The sequence below is a fragment of the Candidatus Viridilinea mediisalina genome, assembly GCF_002532535.1.
Lineage (GTDB): Bacteria > Chloroflexota > Chloroflexia > Chloroflexales > Chloroflexaceae > Viridilinea > Viridilinea mediisalina.
In genome coordinates, this window is the sequence record NZ_NQWI01000116.1 from 1 (window position 1) to 15,731 (window position 15,731).

Genomic DNA, 15,731 nt, shown 5'->3' on the forward strand with positions numbered 1-15,731 from the left:
GGAATGTTCCTACGAACCTTGGCTCAGGGTGACCAAGCAACGGGGCAATCAACAACATCCGCTTCCCTAAAGTCGGCATTACCTATGGCCTCAGATCATAAGCTCAGTACTCCAGCGGTGCGCTATAAACTGTTCCTACGAACCATATGCGTCACAAAGAGAACGAGTTCACTATCTCCTGTTCTCCTGTTCCCCTGTTCTGCTCATGCAAGCATCCTGTGATCCTGTATAATACCAATTGCGCTTGAAGTGTGCGCATGATCAAGAACACTACAGCCCATTAGGACGCCATGTTCGGCAATCTGCAATCTGCAATCTGCAATCTGCAATCTACAATCTACAATCTGCAATCTACAATCTGCAATCTGAAATAACATGACCTGGATCCTCGCTGCTACCCATCACGATCCCGAGGGGCGTTTGTTGGCCCAGATGGAACGAGTGCTACCGCTGCTGGCCGAGCGCTTTGCGGCGGTGGCGGTGCTGCTTACGCCAACCACCGTGCCCGCAGCAGATGCGTTGTTGCACCAGCAGGGGGCGGTGGTGCGTCGTGGGTTGGCCACTTGGTCAATCAGCCACCTCTACCTGGGGGTGTGGCGGCGCGCTGCTCTTGCGGCGGCTTTGGGCCATTGGCCTATGGCCCCCCACTTTCTTTTCTGCGATCTTGACCGGATGCTCCACTGGGCTGCCTGCTACCCCGATGAGTTGGTTGACGCCATGGCTTTTGCTGAAGCGTATGCATGTACCATCTACGGGCGAACGGCGCGGGCCTTTGCCAGCCATCCACGGGCCCAACGTGAGACGGAGGCGCTGGTGCATCACAGCTTCGCTCTGGCGAGTGGCCACCAATGGGATGTTATGGCCGCTGCACGGGGGTTTTCACGCCCCGCTGCTGAACTGATCGTCACCCGTTCGCAGGATCCTAGCGTCGGGAGCGATTGCAGTTGGCCGCTGCTCTGCCAACGGGCCGGCCTCAGTGTGGGCTATATGGCCACTGAGGGCATGGAGTTTGAAACCCCCGATCGCTATGCTGCCGAGATAGCTCAATTGGGTGGCGTTGAGGCGTGGCTGGCCCAACTCGATAGCGACCCACAGCATTGGCTGCTGCGTCTGGAGATTGCCCGGGCGGAACTGCGCTCGGCGCTTTCAAGCTGAGGGATGGGTTCGTAGGCCCGTGACCGTTTGCGAGGACGCGAAGACGCGAAGCCCTCGCCGCTTCGCCTCACGCATCCTCGCAAGTTCGTCTTTCTGAAACCATCCCTGAACGTTATGCACCTCGCCGCACTGCAAGCATCGTAATATCATCCTCAAGGGCGGCACCCTGGGTGTGTTGCTGTACGGCAGCGGTGATGCGCTCAAGCAGGGCGTTGGCGCTCGGTTGCGGTGGGCCGAGTGCAGCAATCACGCGATCCTCTTCGAGCAGGATGCCTTTGGCATCGCGCGCTTCACTCGCACCATCGGTATAGATCACCAGCGCATCCCCATGCTGGAACTGGGCTTCACCTTCGTCAAAACTGGAGTCATCACTAATCACCAGGGCCGGGCCGGTCACTTCAAGCAGGTCGTAAGCCTGAGCGGAACGTAACAGCACCGCAGCCGGATGGCCCGCATTGATGTAGCGTAGATACCCAGTTGCGAGATCGAGCACCCCAAACCAGACGGTCACAAAGATGCGACTATGGCGATGATGGCGCGTCAGGTAGCCATTGGTCAGCGCCAATGCCTCCAAGGGACTGCGCTCCAGGGCACAGGCTTGGTCGGCATAGGCGCGTAGCAGGCTGCGGGTGATCGCCATAAAGAGCGCCGCGCCGGCCCCCTTATCGCAGACATCCCCAATCATGAGCGCAATGCGCCCATGCGACAGTTCAAAGGCATCGTAGAAATCGCCTGCCACCTCGCGTGCCGGATGGAACGAGGCGGCCAATTCCCAACCTGCTGGTTGGGGTAAATTGGCAGGCAAGAACTCCGCCTGGGTACGGCGCGCCAACTCCAACTCAAGGCGTGCCGCCGCCAACGAAGCCCGCTCGCCGTCGCGTAAGCGTTTGCGTTCCAGACAGGCATCAACCTTAGCGTGGAGCAGCACGGCATTGATCGGCTTGATCAGATAGTCTTCGGCCCCGAGTTCGATACAGCGCACCACGCTATCGAGTTCATCAAGGGCCGAAACGACAATCACGGGCACCGTGCGGAGGACGGGGTCTTCACGCAATGCGCTCAACACCCCATAGCCATCAATCACGGGCATCATCAGATCGAGCAGAATCAGGTCGTAGGCGCTGATGCGAACTTTACGTAACGCCTCACCGCCATCAGCCGCCAATTCGACCTGATACCCGCGTTGTTTGAGCCGACGTGCCAAGATGTCGCGGTTATAATCGATGTCATCTACAACTAGAATCCGAGCCTGCATAGAGTTTTGAAGAGAGACAGAGCATGAAACCACAGAGACACAGAGAACACAGAGATTTTTTTGTGGCACGACCATCATTCTAGACGAGTACGCCCCACAACAATGACGACGTGCCCTCGGTGCCTCTGTGGTGTCCTATGTCTGCTCGCTCACGTTACCCGATCCGCTTCTAAACGAGTAAGCAACCGATCCAATTCTGCTAAGGTATGGGCCAGACCAGCGGGGGCGGTGTGGAGCGATCCATCGGTGGCGAGGGCGGCACGCATGTGGTGGACATCATCGCCAGCGACAGCAAGGTTGTGGAGGTCTTGGCTAATTCGCTCGTTGCTAATCTGCATCCCGTGGCGTTTCATCAGTTCACAGTAGTAGGTGTAGTGGGCATTGAGGTGGTTCGCAACACTTTCGTAGCCATGGCGTGCAATCTTCATGCGTGTTTCGTAGCGCATCGTATTATCATTGAACATCACGTTATCGCTACGAGAAGGTTCGATCAGAATGATGTCTACATTGGGATGGCGACGACGCACCTGCTTCATATGGTAGTGCAAACCGGCATGGATGAAGGTGCGAAAGACCTGATTGCCAATCTGCTGCATGCCCTCATCACGAATACTGTGGCCAGGGGCATGGTTGCGGTTATCGAAGGGTACCAAAGGATTGATGCAGACAATCAACTCAGCACCTAGTTCAATCGCTACATCAAGGCTAGCGGTGCCACGAATGCCACCATCAATGTAGTCGTGGTCACCAATGCGGACTGGACGGTAGAAGATCGGAATCGCTGCTGAAGCACAGACGGCCAATGAAATGGGCACATCTTGCAGGGGCGGCTGCCCAAAGACCGCCCGTTCGCCGCTATCAAGTTCAGTTGCCACAATCCGCAGTGGTTTTGGCAGATCGGCAAAGCGATTGGAGCGCCCCGGCAAGGCCAAAGCGGAACGCAGGTAGCGTTCCAGCATGAGGGTATCATACACCCCCGAAGGCAGACCCTCAGAGATCGCTTCAACCAGATCAAGCACCGAAAGCGGACCCTGCCCACGCACGAGGCGCTGGAAGACAGCGCCAAGGGCGTGCGGCAGACGCTGCACCCGTCTCAGCATATGCTCAAGATTAAACGAAAAGAGATGGTGCGGTTCGAGTTGTTCAATGCCCAACATTGAGCTATCGAGAACGGAAAGCAGCGTGCGGGGCGAGATGTTATTGGCGATGCATGCAGCAATCAGGCCACCAGCACTGGTGCCTACATAGATATCGAACTCATTGACCGAAGCGTAATCGAACAGTTGGTCAAGGGCACAGAGGGATCCAATCTCATAGGCGGCCCCCGCCATCCCACCACCCGCCAGCACAAGGGCGGTCTTGCTGCGCTGCATAGATGCCCCATTTGATGAACAGAAGAACGGAAGAACAGGAGAACAGAGGAACAGGAGAACAGAGGAACAGGAGAACAGAGGAACAGGAGAACAGAGGAACAGGAGAACAGAGGAACAGGAGAACAGAGGAACAGGAGAACAGAAGAACAGAGAGGCAGATGTTCATCTGTTCTTCTGTTTTTCTGTTCCTTCCCCATCTCATGCGCGTTCGCGCAAGAGCTCGTCAATCACTTGGGAGAGTGCGTCTACTTGGCTATGTAGGCGTACCACATCATTACGGTTCGGCACAGGATCAAGCAGGCTACTCTGCTCACTGGGGCCAAAGTCGGTCTGCGTGAGTAACTGGTGCCAACGTTGGGCCTCGGTGCTACTCAGCATGCCATGCTCAACCAAGTGGTCAATGCGACGGGTGATCTCGGCATCAATCACATCGGCGCCACCAATAGATGTAACGAGATTACGGCGCAGGTTGGCGATGGTATCGCCACCGATCTGGATCAAGCCGGTAAGCAACTGGGTAGGCAGTTGCGCCCCCGTGCGCCCGCGAGCTTGGAGGACAACCTGAGCCAAAATCCCAGCCGTGATGTCCTCACCCGTCTCATTCTCAAGCACCTGCACAGGCTCACCCTGCTGCACCAGCCGCGCAATCCCCTCAAGGGTGATGTACTGCTTCTGGTTCGTATGGTAGAGTTTGCGATTTGCGTATTTCTTGATGAGCTGCATAGGCCATGGTGCTTTATGGTGAGCGGTAGGGTCATTATAACACGGGGCGTTATCTCATGGGGGCTACTGCCCACAAACCCGCTGGTGGAGCAAGCCCCACACCTTCTTATTAGCACGAAGAAGCCTTGGGCTTGCAGGCGGCAGCGCGGCGGCTTCGACAGGCTCAGCCAGCGGCGCGGTGGCCCGCTGGCCCGCTGGCCCGCTGGCTGAGCTTGTCGAAGCCAGCCTGTCGAAGCCAAATCGTTCAGGCGCTACTTCTCACCCTTGACCTGAGGCTTGGCAGCAGGGGTATCGCCCGCACGCCGCAACTCCTCGACCCGGGCGGCCAATTGGGCGATCTTGGCGCTCAGTTCATCAATGTCGCGCTTCGAGGGGATGTTCATGCGGTTGAGCATCTGCTCGAGCCCCGTCTCTACCTGGTGGCTCAGGTTGTTGACATTGCTCTCGACTTGGCTGGTGGGTGGCACCGAGGCTTGCCGGAACTTGGCTAGGGTCTCGTCAATCAACTGCTGTGCATCCTTTTGGGCAATCTCGCCACGCTCAACCAAGCGGTTCAAGAACTGCTCGGCTTCGTCGCGGGTGAGCGCAAAGGCCCCAAAGCCTGCCAGAATCATGCGCCGTACTACGTCGAATAGGGGGGTAACCGGGTTGCTTTCAGTGCCATTGGCACTAGTAGCCTGCTCCTCATCAAGCTGGCGGACGTTGACTTCAATCTCTTCGGGCTTGGTCATGGTATTTCCTCCACTTGTTGCTAAAGCTGCACGGAAACCGTCCGTGCTTGATCATAGCATAGGTGTGAGCCTTAGGGCTATGATTCCATAGGCATTACGTGTAGGGCTGCCGCCTTAAAACCTCTGGTGGGGCTGCGCCCCAAACCCCCACCGGGGGTGAAACGTAACGCGCTGCGTTATAGCTACAAGTATAACACACTGCGTCATGCAAAAGCAAGCATTGAGTGTTGCTATATGGCAACTGCGTCATACCACCTGCCCGATCAAGGAAGAAACCCCACATGGAAGAAGACGATTTCGATCAGACCGCCTACGCTGCGGCATGCTCATACGACGCACGCGACGCAGCAATACGCCATCCTCTAGCTCCATGTCGGCCCAGCAGTGTTCATGCTCCGCATTGGTCATGCGCGGTGATCGGCTCGCCCCGTTCGTCTACCTCGACGGCCCAGCCGACCTCGACCCTGACCACGAGGCGGGCCGCTTGCGCGGCCAGCCCTTCCTCGTGGGGGCCGATGCCGTGCGCGGCGGGGCGCTCGATATGGCCCGCGTGGGCACCGCGACGCTGCGGATTACGAGTGATGCCTACAAAGTCCAGACGCTCTACACCATCGCCCGTTCGCTGCCCAAGAGCCTGACCCACGAGGTTCCCGATGGCAAACGCTACCAGAAGCCGAAGGCGGTGGTTGAGGCGGATGTCATCTATCCTCGTCACGCGCCTTACACGCGCAGGCTGCCCCCTCATTCAGCCCGTTTGAGGCGTTCTGGTGCGCTGGAACGCCGTTCGTCTCTCGCGCCTCGTGGCGATGTTGCCACCCACGAGGCGTGTGCTGTGGCAACACCCGAATCCTCGCTTCTCTATATTCAAGGAGTCCCATCATGAGCCAGATCACGCCTATCCTGAGCAAAGCCTTTACCGTTGACATCGAACGGGGCGTTGTCCCGATCTCCCGTGCCGCGTCGAGCTTAGCCGCCTTGATGAAACGCTGCCGTGATCAGCAGCAGCCGGTCATTGTGACTCATACCAAGAATGTGGAAACTTGTCGCTCTTCGATATGATGAGGATGGAGAGGATACCGATACAAATTTGACAGAAAATACCTTTGTGCTAAAATGCAGACTATAAGTACCATCCAGACATTTCTAGCTGGAATGATAGAGCTTTATCATTTCCGAGCATCCTCATCCTCCACTATCCTAAAGTTTTAGGAACATTACCTGACAGACCACACGGGAAAGATTACGGTATGGACATTCGAACTCTTAGGCAAAAACACGGTATAAAGCTTAAAGATCTTGCAAATATGCTTGAAATATCTTCACACGAACTGAGTAAATATGAAAGAGGATTAGTATGCCCTCCAAATAGTTTATTTAGTTCTCTTTCTGATATTTTTAGGGTTGATGTATTTGAATTAAGAAATGCACATGAATTATTAATACAAAACGCAATTCCAGGTGAAGGATATACTACAGCTAAATCATCTCATCAGGAGATTTTTTACTCGAGATCTGCCACGCAATCGAGTAGCTTAAAGGTAATGGATCTTTTTTGTGGTACTGGAGGATTCTCTTACGGATTTGAACAAACTCAGGGTTTTGAAGTTGTTCTTGGATTAGATCTGCTTTCTGATAGAGCAAAGACATTTAGCCTTAATCACCCAACTGCAAATGTGATTGTGGATGATATTCGTTACGTTAGTTATGAAAAATTGACCAGTGTTGCTGATAAACCGGATGTCATTATTGGAGGACCACCTTGCCAAGGTTTCTCTTCTATTCGTCCATTTCGGACGCTAACTGAGAAAGATTCTCGAAATAACTTGTATGAATCCTATGCACTTGTGGTCAATTATTACAAGCCAAAGTGGTTTGTTCTGGAAAACGTTGTTGGTTTATTAACACATGAAGGAGGTAAAACATTAAATGCGATTCTTCAGCTTTTTGAACAAACAGGTTATACTGTAAGTTGGAAAATTCTAAACGCGGCTTTTTATGGATTACCCCAGCGTCGTGAAAGGTTAATAATTATAGGAAACAGACATGCCAAATCATTTCAATGGCCAAAACCAACCCACTATTTCAATGGCAGAAGTATGGCAGGTAATATCTGTGGGCAGAAAGTTAGTAATTTGCCCCTATTTGGAGTAGAGCTACAGCCAGCAATTACGATCATGGAAGCCATTCATGATCTTCCAGAAATTCGATCAGGTGAATTTGCAACAGAATACCGAAAAGATATCGAGATAACATCTTATGAAAATAGCATGCGCAGTAAAAAAAATCAACTTACGCTACATGAAGCGACAAAACACTCGCCAAAAATGCTTAACATCATTCGAAATGCAGGCCATAATAGGCATGCATTGCCAATGGGATTAACTACCAGTGGTTTCAGTTCTTCGTATAGCAGACTGGAGCCCGATATGCCCAGCGTTACTTTGACAGTAAATTTTGTTCACCCGGCGTCTAATAAGTGTATTCACCCTTATCAAGACAGAGCACTAACTCCACGCGAAGGAGCAAGACTACAAGGATTTGATGACGACTATGTTTTTATTGGTAGCAGAGCACAAGTAGTAAAACAAATAGGCAATGCAGTCCCTCCTATCCTAGGAAAAATCATTGCTCAAGCATTACTCGAACAAATTTGATCGAGTTGAATATTGATTTCGATAATCACGTATTAGGCGACCTCTAGGTGAAAAAGGCAATCGATCTAGATCGCAATAAACAACTTCAAGCTTTCTCATGCCATTTTTGTTTACGACAGCGGTTTTACCAGAATCGCCTGGTGTATTACTGCTATTAAAGTCTGTTTCGTCAAGTTGACCGCAACGTAATTCCCATATCCATACGACATCGCCGCGTTGAGCAAGAGTAAAATCACCATTTTCCATGCCTAAAACATAACGACATGTAACATAATAACCAGGTTTAGCTAGATGACCTTTAGGCTTGTTATCCTCCAGAGCTACTTTAATTTCTACATTTTTAGCACCGGAAACTTGAGCGAGAAGATCAGGGTATTTGTGCGGTCCATTTTTGCAGAAAACACCATGTGATGCATTTGCAATGCCTGTTGCCAGCAGATTTCCGACAAATGTGGATAGGTTTGCTAATTCCATCATCTGAGACAAACGAAAAGCTCCTCGTTCTATTAAGGTTTTATCTATTAAATCTAAAATATGATACGTGTACGCTATTCCTTGAGAAATCATTTCAACTGTTAATCCTACGTCGAAAAGAGTATATCTTTCGAAGTATTCTCCCACAGAGATTCTCGGACTGTAGTTAAAGTTGTTGATCATAAATCATTCCTCCCAAGAGATCCGATGGTTGTACGCCTAAAGCAGCAGCCAGCTTACATAGATTAATAATCGCAATATTTCTTTCGCCACGTTCAACGCCACCAATGTATGTGCGATCTAAAGAAGCTGCAAAGGCTAATTGCTCCTGTGAGAGACCTCTTTTCTCTCGCAATGCGCGAACATTACTTCCAAACTTCACCAATAATGTCTTCTTTTGCTTCATGCAGGCATCCTACTGACTGATGCAAATAAGTCTACGGACTATAAGTATCATGCGCCGAGCAGGGGCGCAAGGTGGATGTCTTTCTCTTCCTCGTGGGCCACAACGCCCTCAAGGAGAGTACCGGCCTGGATGCGGCGCTCAAGCCGCTCTTCAAAACACGGCTCGTGGGCAATGTGGATCAGGCCACTTGGACGGCGCTCGTTGGCCCGGGCATCAAGCTGCGCGGCATCCCCGATGCCCAAGGCATCTGGCACCACCCCGACAAGCGGGGCACTGTCTTTGAGATCCGCATCCAGCGCCCAACGGCGCACAACCTGAACTGGATGAGCCAGCGCCCTGCCCCGACGTGGCCGAGCATCCTGGACGCAGCACGAGCGCTGCGGGTGCCCGATCTGCCCAACGATGGGGCCGAGCCAGCGTCCCCTGGCCCGTGGGTACCGAGTGAGTTGCATCAGCAGGTGCAAGCCATTGTGGCCGCAGAACTCCCCGAAATCCGGCGCTTGCTGCGCGAGGAGGGGGTGAGCTTGGTCAAAGCGCAGGAGTTGACCCGTACCTCTAACCGCGCCTTGGCCCGGCGCATCGGCCTCGGCGGGAACGGCGGCTCGGCGGCGGTGCGGGTGCGCGACCTGATCGCGGAGTGGGAGCAACGTGGTGGGGTGCGGCTGTTTGAAGTGGAAGAGGCCACTGCTGCGCCCGTTCCTGCCGTCTTGATGTCGGGAGTGGGGTGTATCTGGCCTGAATGTGAAGGAAATCATTGACACCTACGGCGGCGTAGGAGGGGCGGGAAGAGCGAGGGTAGCCGGGTGTTCCAGCGCATTGTGCGAGACGGCATCAACGCACCCATTGCGTCTTGGGTGCGTCCAACGGAGGGTTGTAGGGCCAGCGGAATGCCCGGCTGAACGATGCCGAGCGCGTCGAACCCGAAGGCTCCATGCACCTCGAATATGTTGTGTGTCGCCTCAAGATCCGTGCGCGTGAGCAGATGGCAGCGCGGGGGAAGCGTGACGCCCATGACATTTGTTACACGGGCTGCGGCATGGTGAGCGAGCGTGGCATGGTGCGTCACCTGCCGGGATCCCAGACCTGAAGACCAGGAATCCGAGTAAAGCCACCATCATGGCTGGCCAGATGGCGTAGTTTCAATCACGAATTCCATTCGGCAAGTGTGCGATCCAACGCGAGTTCGCGGGCGTCCTCTTCGGTGAGCGGCTCACCAAACCAGCGGGTGACCATGGCCTGGGCGTCGGGGATCGCTGCTGGTGGTGAAGTAGGCGAGGCGAGGCGCTCGTCTCTTGGCATGCCGTGATCGATGGGCGTATGCCAGAAGGGTGGATCGTCATTGGAGGGCGGTGCCAGACATGGTGCTGGACGTGGTTGAAGGGTTTGTTGAATGCGTTCGGCAAGCAGAGCCATGAGGCGGGCTTGGTCAATGGGGGAGAGTTGGTCAATGAGGGTGACGGCGGTTTCATAGGTGGTGGTCATCACGGTTCCTCTCGGTGAAACGGCGCATGGGACGCTAGGTATAGTATAGCAGTTTGCGTGATCGGAGATCCCCTTTTAACATAGGTATTGCGACGGGTGGGGGAAGCGAATATGCTCACAAAGCCTCGCCAAACTTTTCTCGCAAACGCAGGTTCAATGGGAGTACGAACGGCTTTCCTATGCCCGATCAGCAATTGGTGTGCAAGGAGTGTGGTCAGGTCTTCACCTGGGCGGTGGGCGAGCAGGCGTTCTACCGTGAGCGCGGCCTCCAGCCGCCTCGTCGTTGCGTGGGGTGCCGGGCGCAGCGGCGGCAGGTGGTGGCGGCTGAGCATGGGGCGTCGCCGCTACCGCGACGCAGCACGTCGGAGGCGCTGCCGGTGGCGCGACGACGGCGACGGCGCTCGCGGGGCGGTGCGTGGGGTTGGCTGGTGGGGATGACGCTGGCGCTCAGTCTGGGGGCAGCCCTCTGGTTTGCCGTATCGCCCTGGTGGGCGTGGTGGGGGGCGATCAATGGCGTCGCGCTCCTCGTCTACAGCTACGATAAGCTCATCGCGGGAGGAACGCAGCGGCGTGTTCCCGAAGCGGTCTTGTTGAGCTTGGCGCTGCTGGGGGGCAGCGCGGGGGCATTGGTGGCGATGGTGAGTTTGCGCCATAAGACGAGCAAGCCGACGTTTTACCTGCCCTTCGCGCTGATCGTGCTGATACACCTGGGGGCCATCTGGTGGTGGCCCTGGTAGGTAGGGAGCAACCGTCGCTGGGCGGGTGTAGCGGCCTGCGACGGCATTTGATTTTTCGATTATACTAGTCCTACGATTCTTCACAACCTTTCCTGCCCGTGCGCAAGGGCATAGAGCGCGTCTTTCGGAGCCTGACTTGGTCAGCGCCGCTCCGAGGGGTGCGTTTTTTTTGCGCGTGGCACATGGGTAGATTGGATGGCGTGGATTGCGCTTCTGAGAGGGAAAGGAACGCGCTCGTGGCGACGCAACGAGGGGGCGATGAGACCGACGCTGCTGCGGTACCCCTTCACGACGGAGGGCACGACGAAAGGGCGGCGTTTGTCCCGGTTCCGGTCAGTGAGATGCAGCAGGTGATTATGCGCTTACAGAAGGTGTGTCGTGATATTGGCTCGCGCCATGCGCGTGAGGCGTTACGCATTTTGCAAACCTATGCTGACAAAGATTCTTCCTCATAACGCTCGACGCGGAGTGCAGCCCAGGGCCACCCTCCGCGTCACGACGGTTCAGTTTCTGGCAATCCTACCGCACCACCAGCGGCAGGTAGACCGCGTGGCCGTGGTGGATATTCTCGATAGCGCTTGGATGCCCGGTTCGCCGTCGCCCCTACGCCCCTGGAAGCCGCCCAGTTGCCCAATCCAGCGCACGACCTCGCGCAACGATGGCGGTTTGGCGGGGACGATGGAGACCCGATGGATGCGGCCATAGAGCCCTTTCCATTCCGCATCGTCCAACAGCACCGTACACGGCGCATCAAAGAAGCGATAGGTCGCCTTGAGTTGTGCGGCGTCCTCCGTGGCTTGGGGCAACGACGCATGGGGTTGCGCGCCCAAGACCTCAGCCAATTCCACCAAGCGATGGGTGCGTCGGACATCCCCCATCTGAGCGGCCCCAAACTCCTCTTCCGCCCATGTCGTCTCCGCAGACATCGCCAGCCCCTTTCTCGTGCAGCGGCAGAACGGCACGGTGCCGTGAGCCTCTCTCTTCAGCATACCAGAACGCGCGCCAACCGGGCCGCAACGCATCCAAACGGTACGATCTCTGAGGGGATCCTGTATTCAACATTGCATACAGACTCGTTTTTATATGGAACATATGTACGCAAAATGTTTTGGGTAAGGGTATGCCCACAAGTGGGAGCGGGGGGAAGAGATCGAGATTCTTGGTGTTGCAATGCGGTTCTAGAAGGGGACGCACACGTTTTCTGTCCACCCCTCGCCCCTCGCCCCTGGCGTGAGCTACCCCCCGACCAACTTCCGCACCGCCTCAGCAATCTGGTTCGCCAGCGGCAGCACGCTTGGCAGCACCGCCGCAAGGTTCTGCGCCGCCTGCTTCAGCCCCTCGGCGCTGATCTGCACGAGGGTCTTGTTCGGCTGGGCCTTCGTCGCCTGTTCGACAAGGGCTTTGGCTGTTTCGGCAACCGCCTCCGCCTCGCTGGTTTGCGCCGCCGGTACCTGTTGCAACGTGGTACTCAGGCGCTCAAGCAAGGTCTGGAGTTGCGCCTTCGCCGCCGCGTCGCCGTGCGGGGCTGCACCGATGCTCTGCGCAACGTTGGTTAGGGTTGATTTGATGTTCAAGATCGCGCCGCTGAAGTTGCCCGACATATTGAACTGATCACCAGCCACAAACGTTCCCTGCCGCTTATCAATACTCCCCTCAGCATAATCGCCACCGCCGGTAGCAACGTGGCGCACGCTACTTCGCGCCCCATGCCCGATGGCGATGCCGCTGCCGCTCATGTCGCCGGTGGTGATACGGTCGCCATGGGTCACATCAGTTCTGATGATGTCCCGTCCGGCTATATCGCCAATCGTGATGTTGCCGTAGCTTCCGCCGCTCCCGAAATTGATGCCACCTTGCTGCTTGCTCTGGTCTAGGTTGATGCTGCCATGCACATCGCCTGCGACGGCCACGCCAACCTGGGCATGGTCGCCGATCTGCTGCTGGTGCTGGCGCAGCATCGCTTGGCTGTAGGCAGGGTTGACCGTGCGCACCGCCGTGCCCTCGGGCGGCGTAGCGGAGGCATCAAAGCTGCCGAGGGTCGTTGCGCCTCGGTAGAGCGCCACCGCGAACGGGCCAACGCCTTTGATGATGGTCAACTCTGGTTCCTGCTTCTCGCCGTAGTGTTGGCGTATCGCTGCCGGAATGTGGCGCGCCACCTGTTCTTCAAGCGTAAAGTAGAGGTAGGTGTAGAGATCAAAGACGCTGATGAAGCCGTGGTTGCTGATCACCCCCTTGCCCTGCAAGCCATCCACCAGCGCCTGGGTAAAGAGCGTGAGCGGGCCGGGGCCAACGAAGGAGACCTGCTTCTCGCGGCAGGCACTGATGATCACGCGCCCCTCGCCGGTGCCGAGCAGCGCGGCGGCAAAGGGCGGCGGCAGCACCTTGCCGGTCAACGGCTCACTACCAGCAGAGAGTACCGGCGAAAGCTCACCCGCGTGGCAGGCATTGACCATCAGCAGCATGCGTTTGGCCTTAATCGCCCGCAGCTTCGCAATCAACTCCGCCTCGCGGATGCCCGTACCCAGCACAACCTTGTGTCCATCCAGGCGCGTATCGTGGGTGGTCAAATAGTAGCCATCATCGCCATAATCGCCGTGGCCGGCATAGAAGACCAAGAGCGTATCGATCTCGCCGACCCGCGCCGCCAAGCCATCGAGCGCCGCCAGAATCCCATCGCGGCTCGCACCAGCATTGGAGAGGAGCGCGACCTGCTCCGGCGGATAGCCACAAAACTGCGGATCGCGCAGCACGCCAGCCACCGCCTGCGCATCGGCAGCCGTGACCGGCACATTGAGTTGCGGCGTGTAGACGTAGGTACCGACACCAATGATCAGGGCGTGGGCAGTGGGGAAGGGCATGGTGTTATCCTCTCCGATGGTGCATAGTAACGCGACTATTCTGCGCTCACCTCCACACCATCGGGGTAATCAGGGCATGGTAATGGCAGGCTCTGTGTTCGCCATGGTTTGGTAAGCTTCAAGTACCAGTAGTCCAGCTAATTGAGGGCGATTAAGTTGTAACGATGCCGTTGCTTGGGCAATCAGTTCGCGTATGCGAGCAATCTGGGCTTGCTGATATGCTTGATCCTGGGCAACGATCGCAGTTGCAGCCGTATGTTCCGCTGCGACGCGACGTTCTTGAGCTTCTAGGCCAAACCAGCCCGCTAGGCTGGCAGCAATCAGGGCGATAAGGGTTAAGATGCTTAGTCCAGTGAAGACCATATAGGTGTGCCGCATCTGTTTGCGTTGGGCTTCGTTGCGTTGCTGTAGACTAGAAAGATAAAACTCCTCTACTCCAGCACGCAGGAAGATCCCGTCCTGATGCTGTTTCAACGCCTCCGCCTCCGCATCAGCGCGCCGCTGAATGGCGTCGGCGAGGCCGTGGTACGCGCCCAGGCGCAGATCGCCTCCGCGCCATAGTTCTTCCAGCGTCACTTGGAGCAGGGGCAAATAGGCGGCGTCACGCGACGCATCATGGGCAAGGCGCTTCACCAAGGCCGGTTCGAGGCGCTTGCCCGGATGGCGCATCTGAATTGGACGCTCAATGGCCTCAACCAGCTCCTCTGGCGTCATCGCACGAACAACGACCTTGCGCCGCTCATAGGCTTCAAAGCGCAGATCGGCCACGAGGTGCGGCAAAAAGTCGCTCCGCATGGTAGCAATGATGCGGATGTGACACGGGGCGGTGGCGGTGGCATAGGTAATGAGCAGCGAGAGCGCCTGATCGCGTTCATCCGCAGCGGCTTGGCTAAAGAGTTCCTCAAACTGATCAAGCAGTAGCACATACCACGTAGGCGCTGCGTTAGGCTGTGTATGTGCAGTATCTTGAAACCAACGCTTGAGTTCCGCCACGAGCCCACCGTGGCCAATAGCATCTACACTGCGGCTATGGACGAGCATTCCTCGCGCATTGAGCCCATCAATCAACGCTGGAATCAGGCCCGCCCGCACTAGTGAAGATTTGCCACTCCCACTCGCACCGACAATGAAGAGCAGGCGGTCACCATCTTCCGCAGCGAGACGCTGCGCCAACGCAGCCACTATGCGTTCGCGGCCAGCAAAGATGTCGCGTTCAGCCGCAGTAAAGGCACGCAGACCCATGTATGGGTTGGCGAAGCCCGCAACGTTGTAGGACTGCTCTTCGGTGACAAACGTCCCTTGACGTTTATCAATAGTGCCCTCAGCATAATCGCCGCCACCCGTGTTGACGATATGTGTAGGAGGCTTTTCAGGATCGCTAGGCATACGCGCAGCCCGTTCTTGCAAACTGCCTTCTGATCTCAATCCATTATAGCAAACAAGGGTCTCTCGTTGTCACGCGAAGAGATGCTTCGCTGCGCTCAGCATGACGGAGGCTTTGTCACCCTGAGACATGGTTCATAGTTACTTTACAGTTTGGTCTCCGATGGAGTGCCGACTTTAGTCGGCTGGGGTCGTAGATTGCCATGGGATGCCGACTAAAGTCGGCACTCCAACTGTAAAGCTGAAAGGCCGTTTCTGAAACCATGTCTGAGTACTAAATGGCCCGCGGGCCAGTGGCCTGTGAGAAACGCGGAGGGCCGTGCCCCTACGTTGGCTGAGCCTGTCGAAGCCAGCGTAGGGGCGCGGCGCGGCGACGCGGGGCTTCGACAGGCTGGCTTCGGCAGGCTCAGCCACCGAGCCAACGCGCCGCCGCACCGCTTTTGTTTCTCAGGAGCGCCGCGCAGGGTCTCTCGTGTAAAGAACCGTGAACGGGAGGGGTT

At 56.2% G+C, this 15,731-nt stretch carries 19 protein-coding genes; 9 read left to right on the forward strand and 10 right to left on the reverse strand.

Annotated elements, in window-relative coordinates:
* Nucleotides 1–244 precede the first annotated feature (244 nt).
* Nucleotides 245–379 carry a hypothetical protein gene (locus CJ255_RS24730; RefSeq protein WP_281257220.1) on the forward strand — a complete coding sequence of 45 codons (135 nt, stop codon included), beginning with the start codon at nucleotides 245–247 and terminating at the stop codon, nucleotides 377–379.
* A complete protein-coding gene (locus CJ255_RS17735) occupies nucleotides 376–1,155 on the forward strand; it encodes a hypothetical protein (protein WP_097645432.1) in 780 nt (259 codons plus the stop codon). Before CJ255_RS24730 ends, CJ255_RS17735 begins: the two co-directional genes overlap by 4 nt.
* 112 nt (nucleotides 1,156–1,267) lie before the next feature.
* On the opposite strand, the gene CJ255_RS17740 is transcribed toward CJ255_RS17735, so the two are convergent.
* From CJ255_RS17740 to CJ255_RS17755, 4 genes are all read right to left on the reverse strand, one after another.
* Nucleotides 1,268–2,410 carry a PP2C family protein-serine/threonine phosphatase gene (locus CJ255_RS17740; RefSeq protein WP_165774787.1) on the reverse strand — a complete coding sequence of 381 codons (1,143 nt, stop codon included), beginning with the start codon at nucleotides 2,408–2,410 and terminating at the stop codon, nucleotides 1,268–1,270.
* 149 nt (nucleotides 2,411–2,559) lie between these two features.
* The gene (locus tag CJ255_RS17745) at nucleotides 2,560–3,783 is read right to left on the reverse strand and encodes a patatin-like phospholipase family protein (RefSeq protein WP_097645434.1); all 1,224 of its coding nucleotides are present in this window, start codon (nucleotides 3,781–3,783) and stop codon (nucleotides 2,560–2,562) included.
* Nucleotides 3,784–3,981: 198 nt separating this feature from the next.
* A complete protein-coding gene (locus CJ255_RS17750; RefSeq protein ID WP_097645435.1) occupies nucleotides 3,982–4,506 on the reverse strand; it encodes a polyhydroxyalkanoate synthesis regulator DNA-binding domain-containing protein in 525 nt (174 codons plus the stop codon).
* Between the two features lie 251 nt (nucleotides 4,507–4,757).
* The gene (locus CJ255_RS17755) at nucleotides 4,758–5,237 is read right to left on the reverse strand and encodes a phasin family protein (protein ID WP_097645436.1); all 480 of its coding nucleotides are present in this window, start codon (nucleotides 5,235–5,237) and stop codon (nucleotides 4,758–4,760) included.
* Nucleotides 5,238–5,559: 322 nt separating this feature from the next.
* Between CJ255_RS17755 and CJ255_RS17760 the strand changes: the two genes are divergently transcribed.
* The 3 genes from CJ255_RS17760 (at nucleotide 5,560) to CJ255_RS17770 (ending at nucleotide 7,891) form a co-directional block, all read left to right on the forward strand.
* Nucleotides 5,560–6,120, forward strand: a complete 561-nt coding sequence (locus CJ255_RS17760; RefSeq protein ID WP_124681996.1) for a hypothetical protein — start codon at nucleotides 5,560–5,562, stop codon at nucleotides 6,118–6,120.
* Nucleotides 6,117–6,296 carry a hypothetical protein gene (locus tag CJ255_RS17765; RefSeq protein WP_097645438.1) on the forward strand — a complete coding sequence of 60 codons (180 nt, stop codon included), beginning with the start codon at nucleotides 6,117–6,119 and terminating at the stop codon, nucleotides 6,294–6,296. The genes CJ255_RS17760 and CJ255_RS17765 overlap by 4 nt, the downstream gene beginning before the upstream one ends.
* 188 nt (nucleotides 6,297–6,484) lie before the next feature.
* On the forward strand, nucleotides 6,485–7,891 hold the full coding sequence (locus CJ255_RS17770) for a DNA cytosine methyltransferase (protein ID WP_097645439.1): 1,407 nt from the start codon (nucleotides 6,485–6,487) through the stop codon (nucleotides 7,889–7,891).
* Here the strand turns inward: CJ255_RS17770 and CJ255_RS22985 are convergent.
* Together CJ255_RS22985 and CJ255_RS17775 are read right to left on the reverse strand one after the other, a co-directional pair.
* On the reverse strand, nucleotides 7,874–8,548 hold the full coding sequence (locus tag CJ255_RS22985) for a hypothetical protein (protein ID WP_124681997.1): 675 nt from the start codon (nucleotides 8,546–8,548) through the stop codon (nucleotides 7,874–7,876). The genes CJ255_RS17770 and CJ255_RS22985 overlap by 18 nt on opposite strands.
* Nucleotides 8,532–8,771, reverse strand: a complete 240-nt coding sequence (locus CJ255_RS17775; protein WP_097645440.1) for a helix-turn-helix domain-containing protein — start codon at nucleotides 8,769–8,771, stop codon at nucleotides 8,532–8,534. The genes CJ255_RS22985 and CJ255_RS17775 overlap by 17 nt, the downstream gene beginning before the upstream one ends.
* Nucleotides 8,772–8,842: 71 nt before the next feature.
* On the opposite strand from CJ255_RS17775, the gene CJ255_RS17780 reads away from it, so the two are divergent.
* Nucleotides 8,843–9,529 carry a hypothetical protein gene (locus CJ255_RS17780; protein ID WP_097645441.1) on the forward strand — a complete coding sequence of 229 codons (687 nt, stop codon included), beginning with the start codon at nucleotides 8,843–8,845 and terminating at the stop codon, nucleotides 9,527–9,529.
* A 173-nt stretch (nucleotides 9,530–9,702) separates the two neighbouring features.
* Nucleotides 9,703–9,858, forward strand: coding sequence for a hypothetical protein (locus CJ255_RS23715; RefSeq protein WP_165774788.1), 156 nt, complete (start codon nucleotides 9,703–9,705; stop codon nucleotides 9,856–9,858).
* Between the two features lie 56 nt (nucleotides 9,859–9,914).
* Here the strand turns inward: CJ255_RS23715 and CJ255_RS17785 are convergent, their stop codons facing one another.
* On the reverse strand, nucleotides 9,915–10,253 hold the full coding sequence (locus tag CJ255_RS17785; RefSeq protein WP_097645442.1) for a hypothetical protein: 339 nt from the start codon (nucleotides 10,251–10,253) through the stop codon (nucleotides 9,915–9,917).
* 179 nt (nucleotides 10,254–10,432) lie between these two features.
* Here CJ255_RS17785 and CJ255_RS24165 point away from each other — a divergent pair, with 179 nt between their 5' ends.
* Together CJ255_RS24165 and CJ255_RS17795 are read left to right on the forward strand one after the other, a co-directional pair.
* Nucleotides 10,433–10,990, forward strand: coding sequence for a DUF1294 domain-containing protein (locus CJ255_RS24165; protein WP_097645443.1), 558 nt, complete (start codon nucleotides 10,433–10,435; stop codon nucleotides 10,988–10,990).
* A gap of 236 nt (nucleotides 10,991–11,226) precedes the next feature.
* The gene (locus CJ255_RS17795) at nucleotides 11,227–11,445 is read left to right on the forward strand and encodes a hypothetical protein (RefSeq protein WP_097645444.1); all 219 of its coding nucleotides are present in this window, start codon (nucleotides 11,227–11,229) and stop codon (nucleotides 11,443–11,445) included.
* A gap of 48 nt (nucleotides 11,446–11,493) precedes the next feature.
* Here the strand turns inward: CJ255_RS17795 and CJ255_RS17800 are convergent, their stop codons facing one another.
* From CJ255_RS17800 to CJ255_RS17810, 3 genes are all read right to left on the reverse strand, one after another.
* Nucleotides 11,494–11,916: an IS4/Tn5 family transposase DNA-binding protein gene (locus tag CJ255_RS17800; protein ID WP_097645445.1), complete on the reverse strand. Its 423-nt coding sequence runs from the start codon at nucleotides 11,914–11,916 to the stop codon at nucleotides 11,494–11,496.
* Nucleotides 11,917–12,225: 309 nt separating this feature from the next.
* Nucleotides 12,226–13,848, reverse strand: coding sequence for a caspase family protein (locus tag CJ255_RS17805; RefSeq protein ID WP_097645446.1), 1,623 nt, complete (start codon nucleotides 13,846–13,848; stop codon nucleotides 12,226–12,228).
* A gap of 69 nt (nucleotides 13,849–13,917) precedes the next feature.
* Complete coding sequence (locus tag CJ255_RS17810) at nucleotides 13,918–15,234, reverse strand: nSTAND1 domain-containing NTPase (RefSeq protein ID WP_124681998.1); 1,317 nt, start codon at nucleotides 15,232–15,234, stop codon at nucleotides 13,918–13,920.
* Nucleotides 15,235–15,731: the final 497 nt, after the last annotated feature.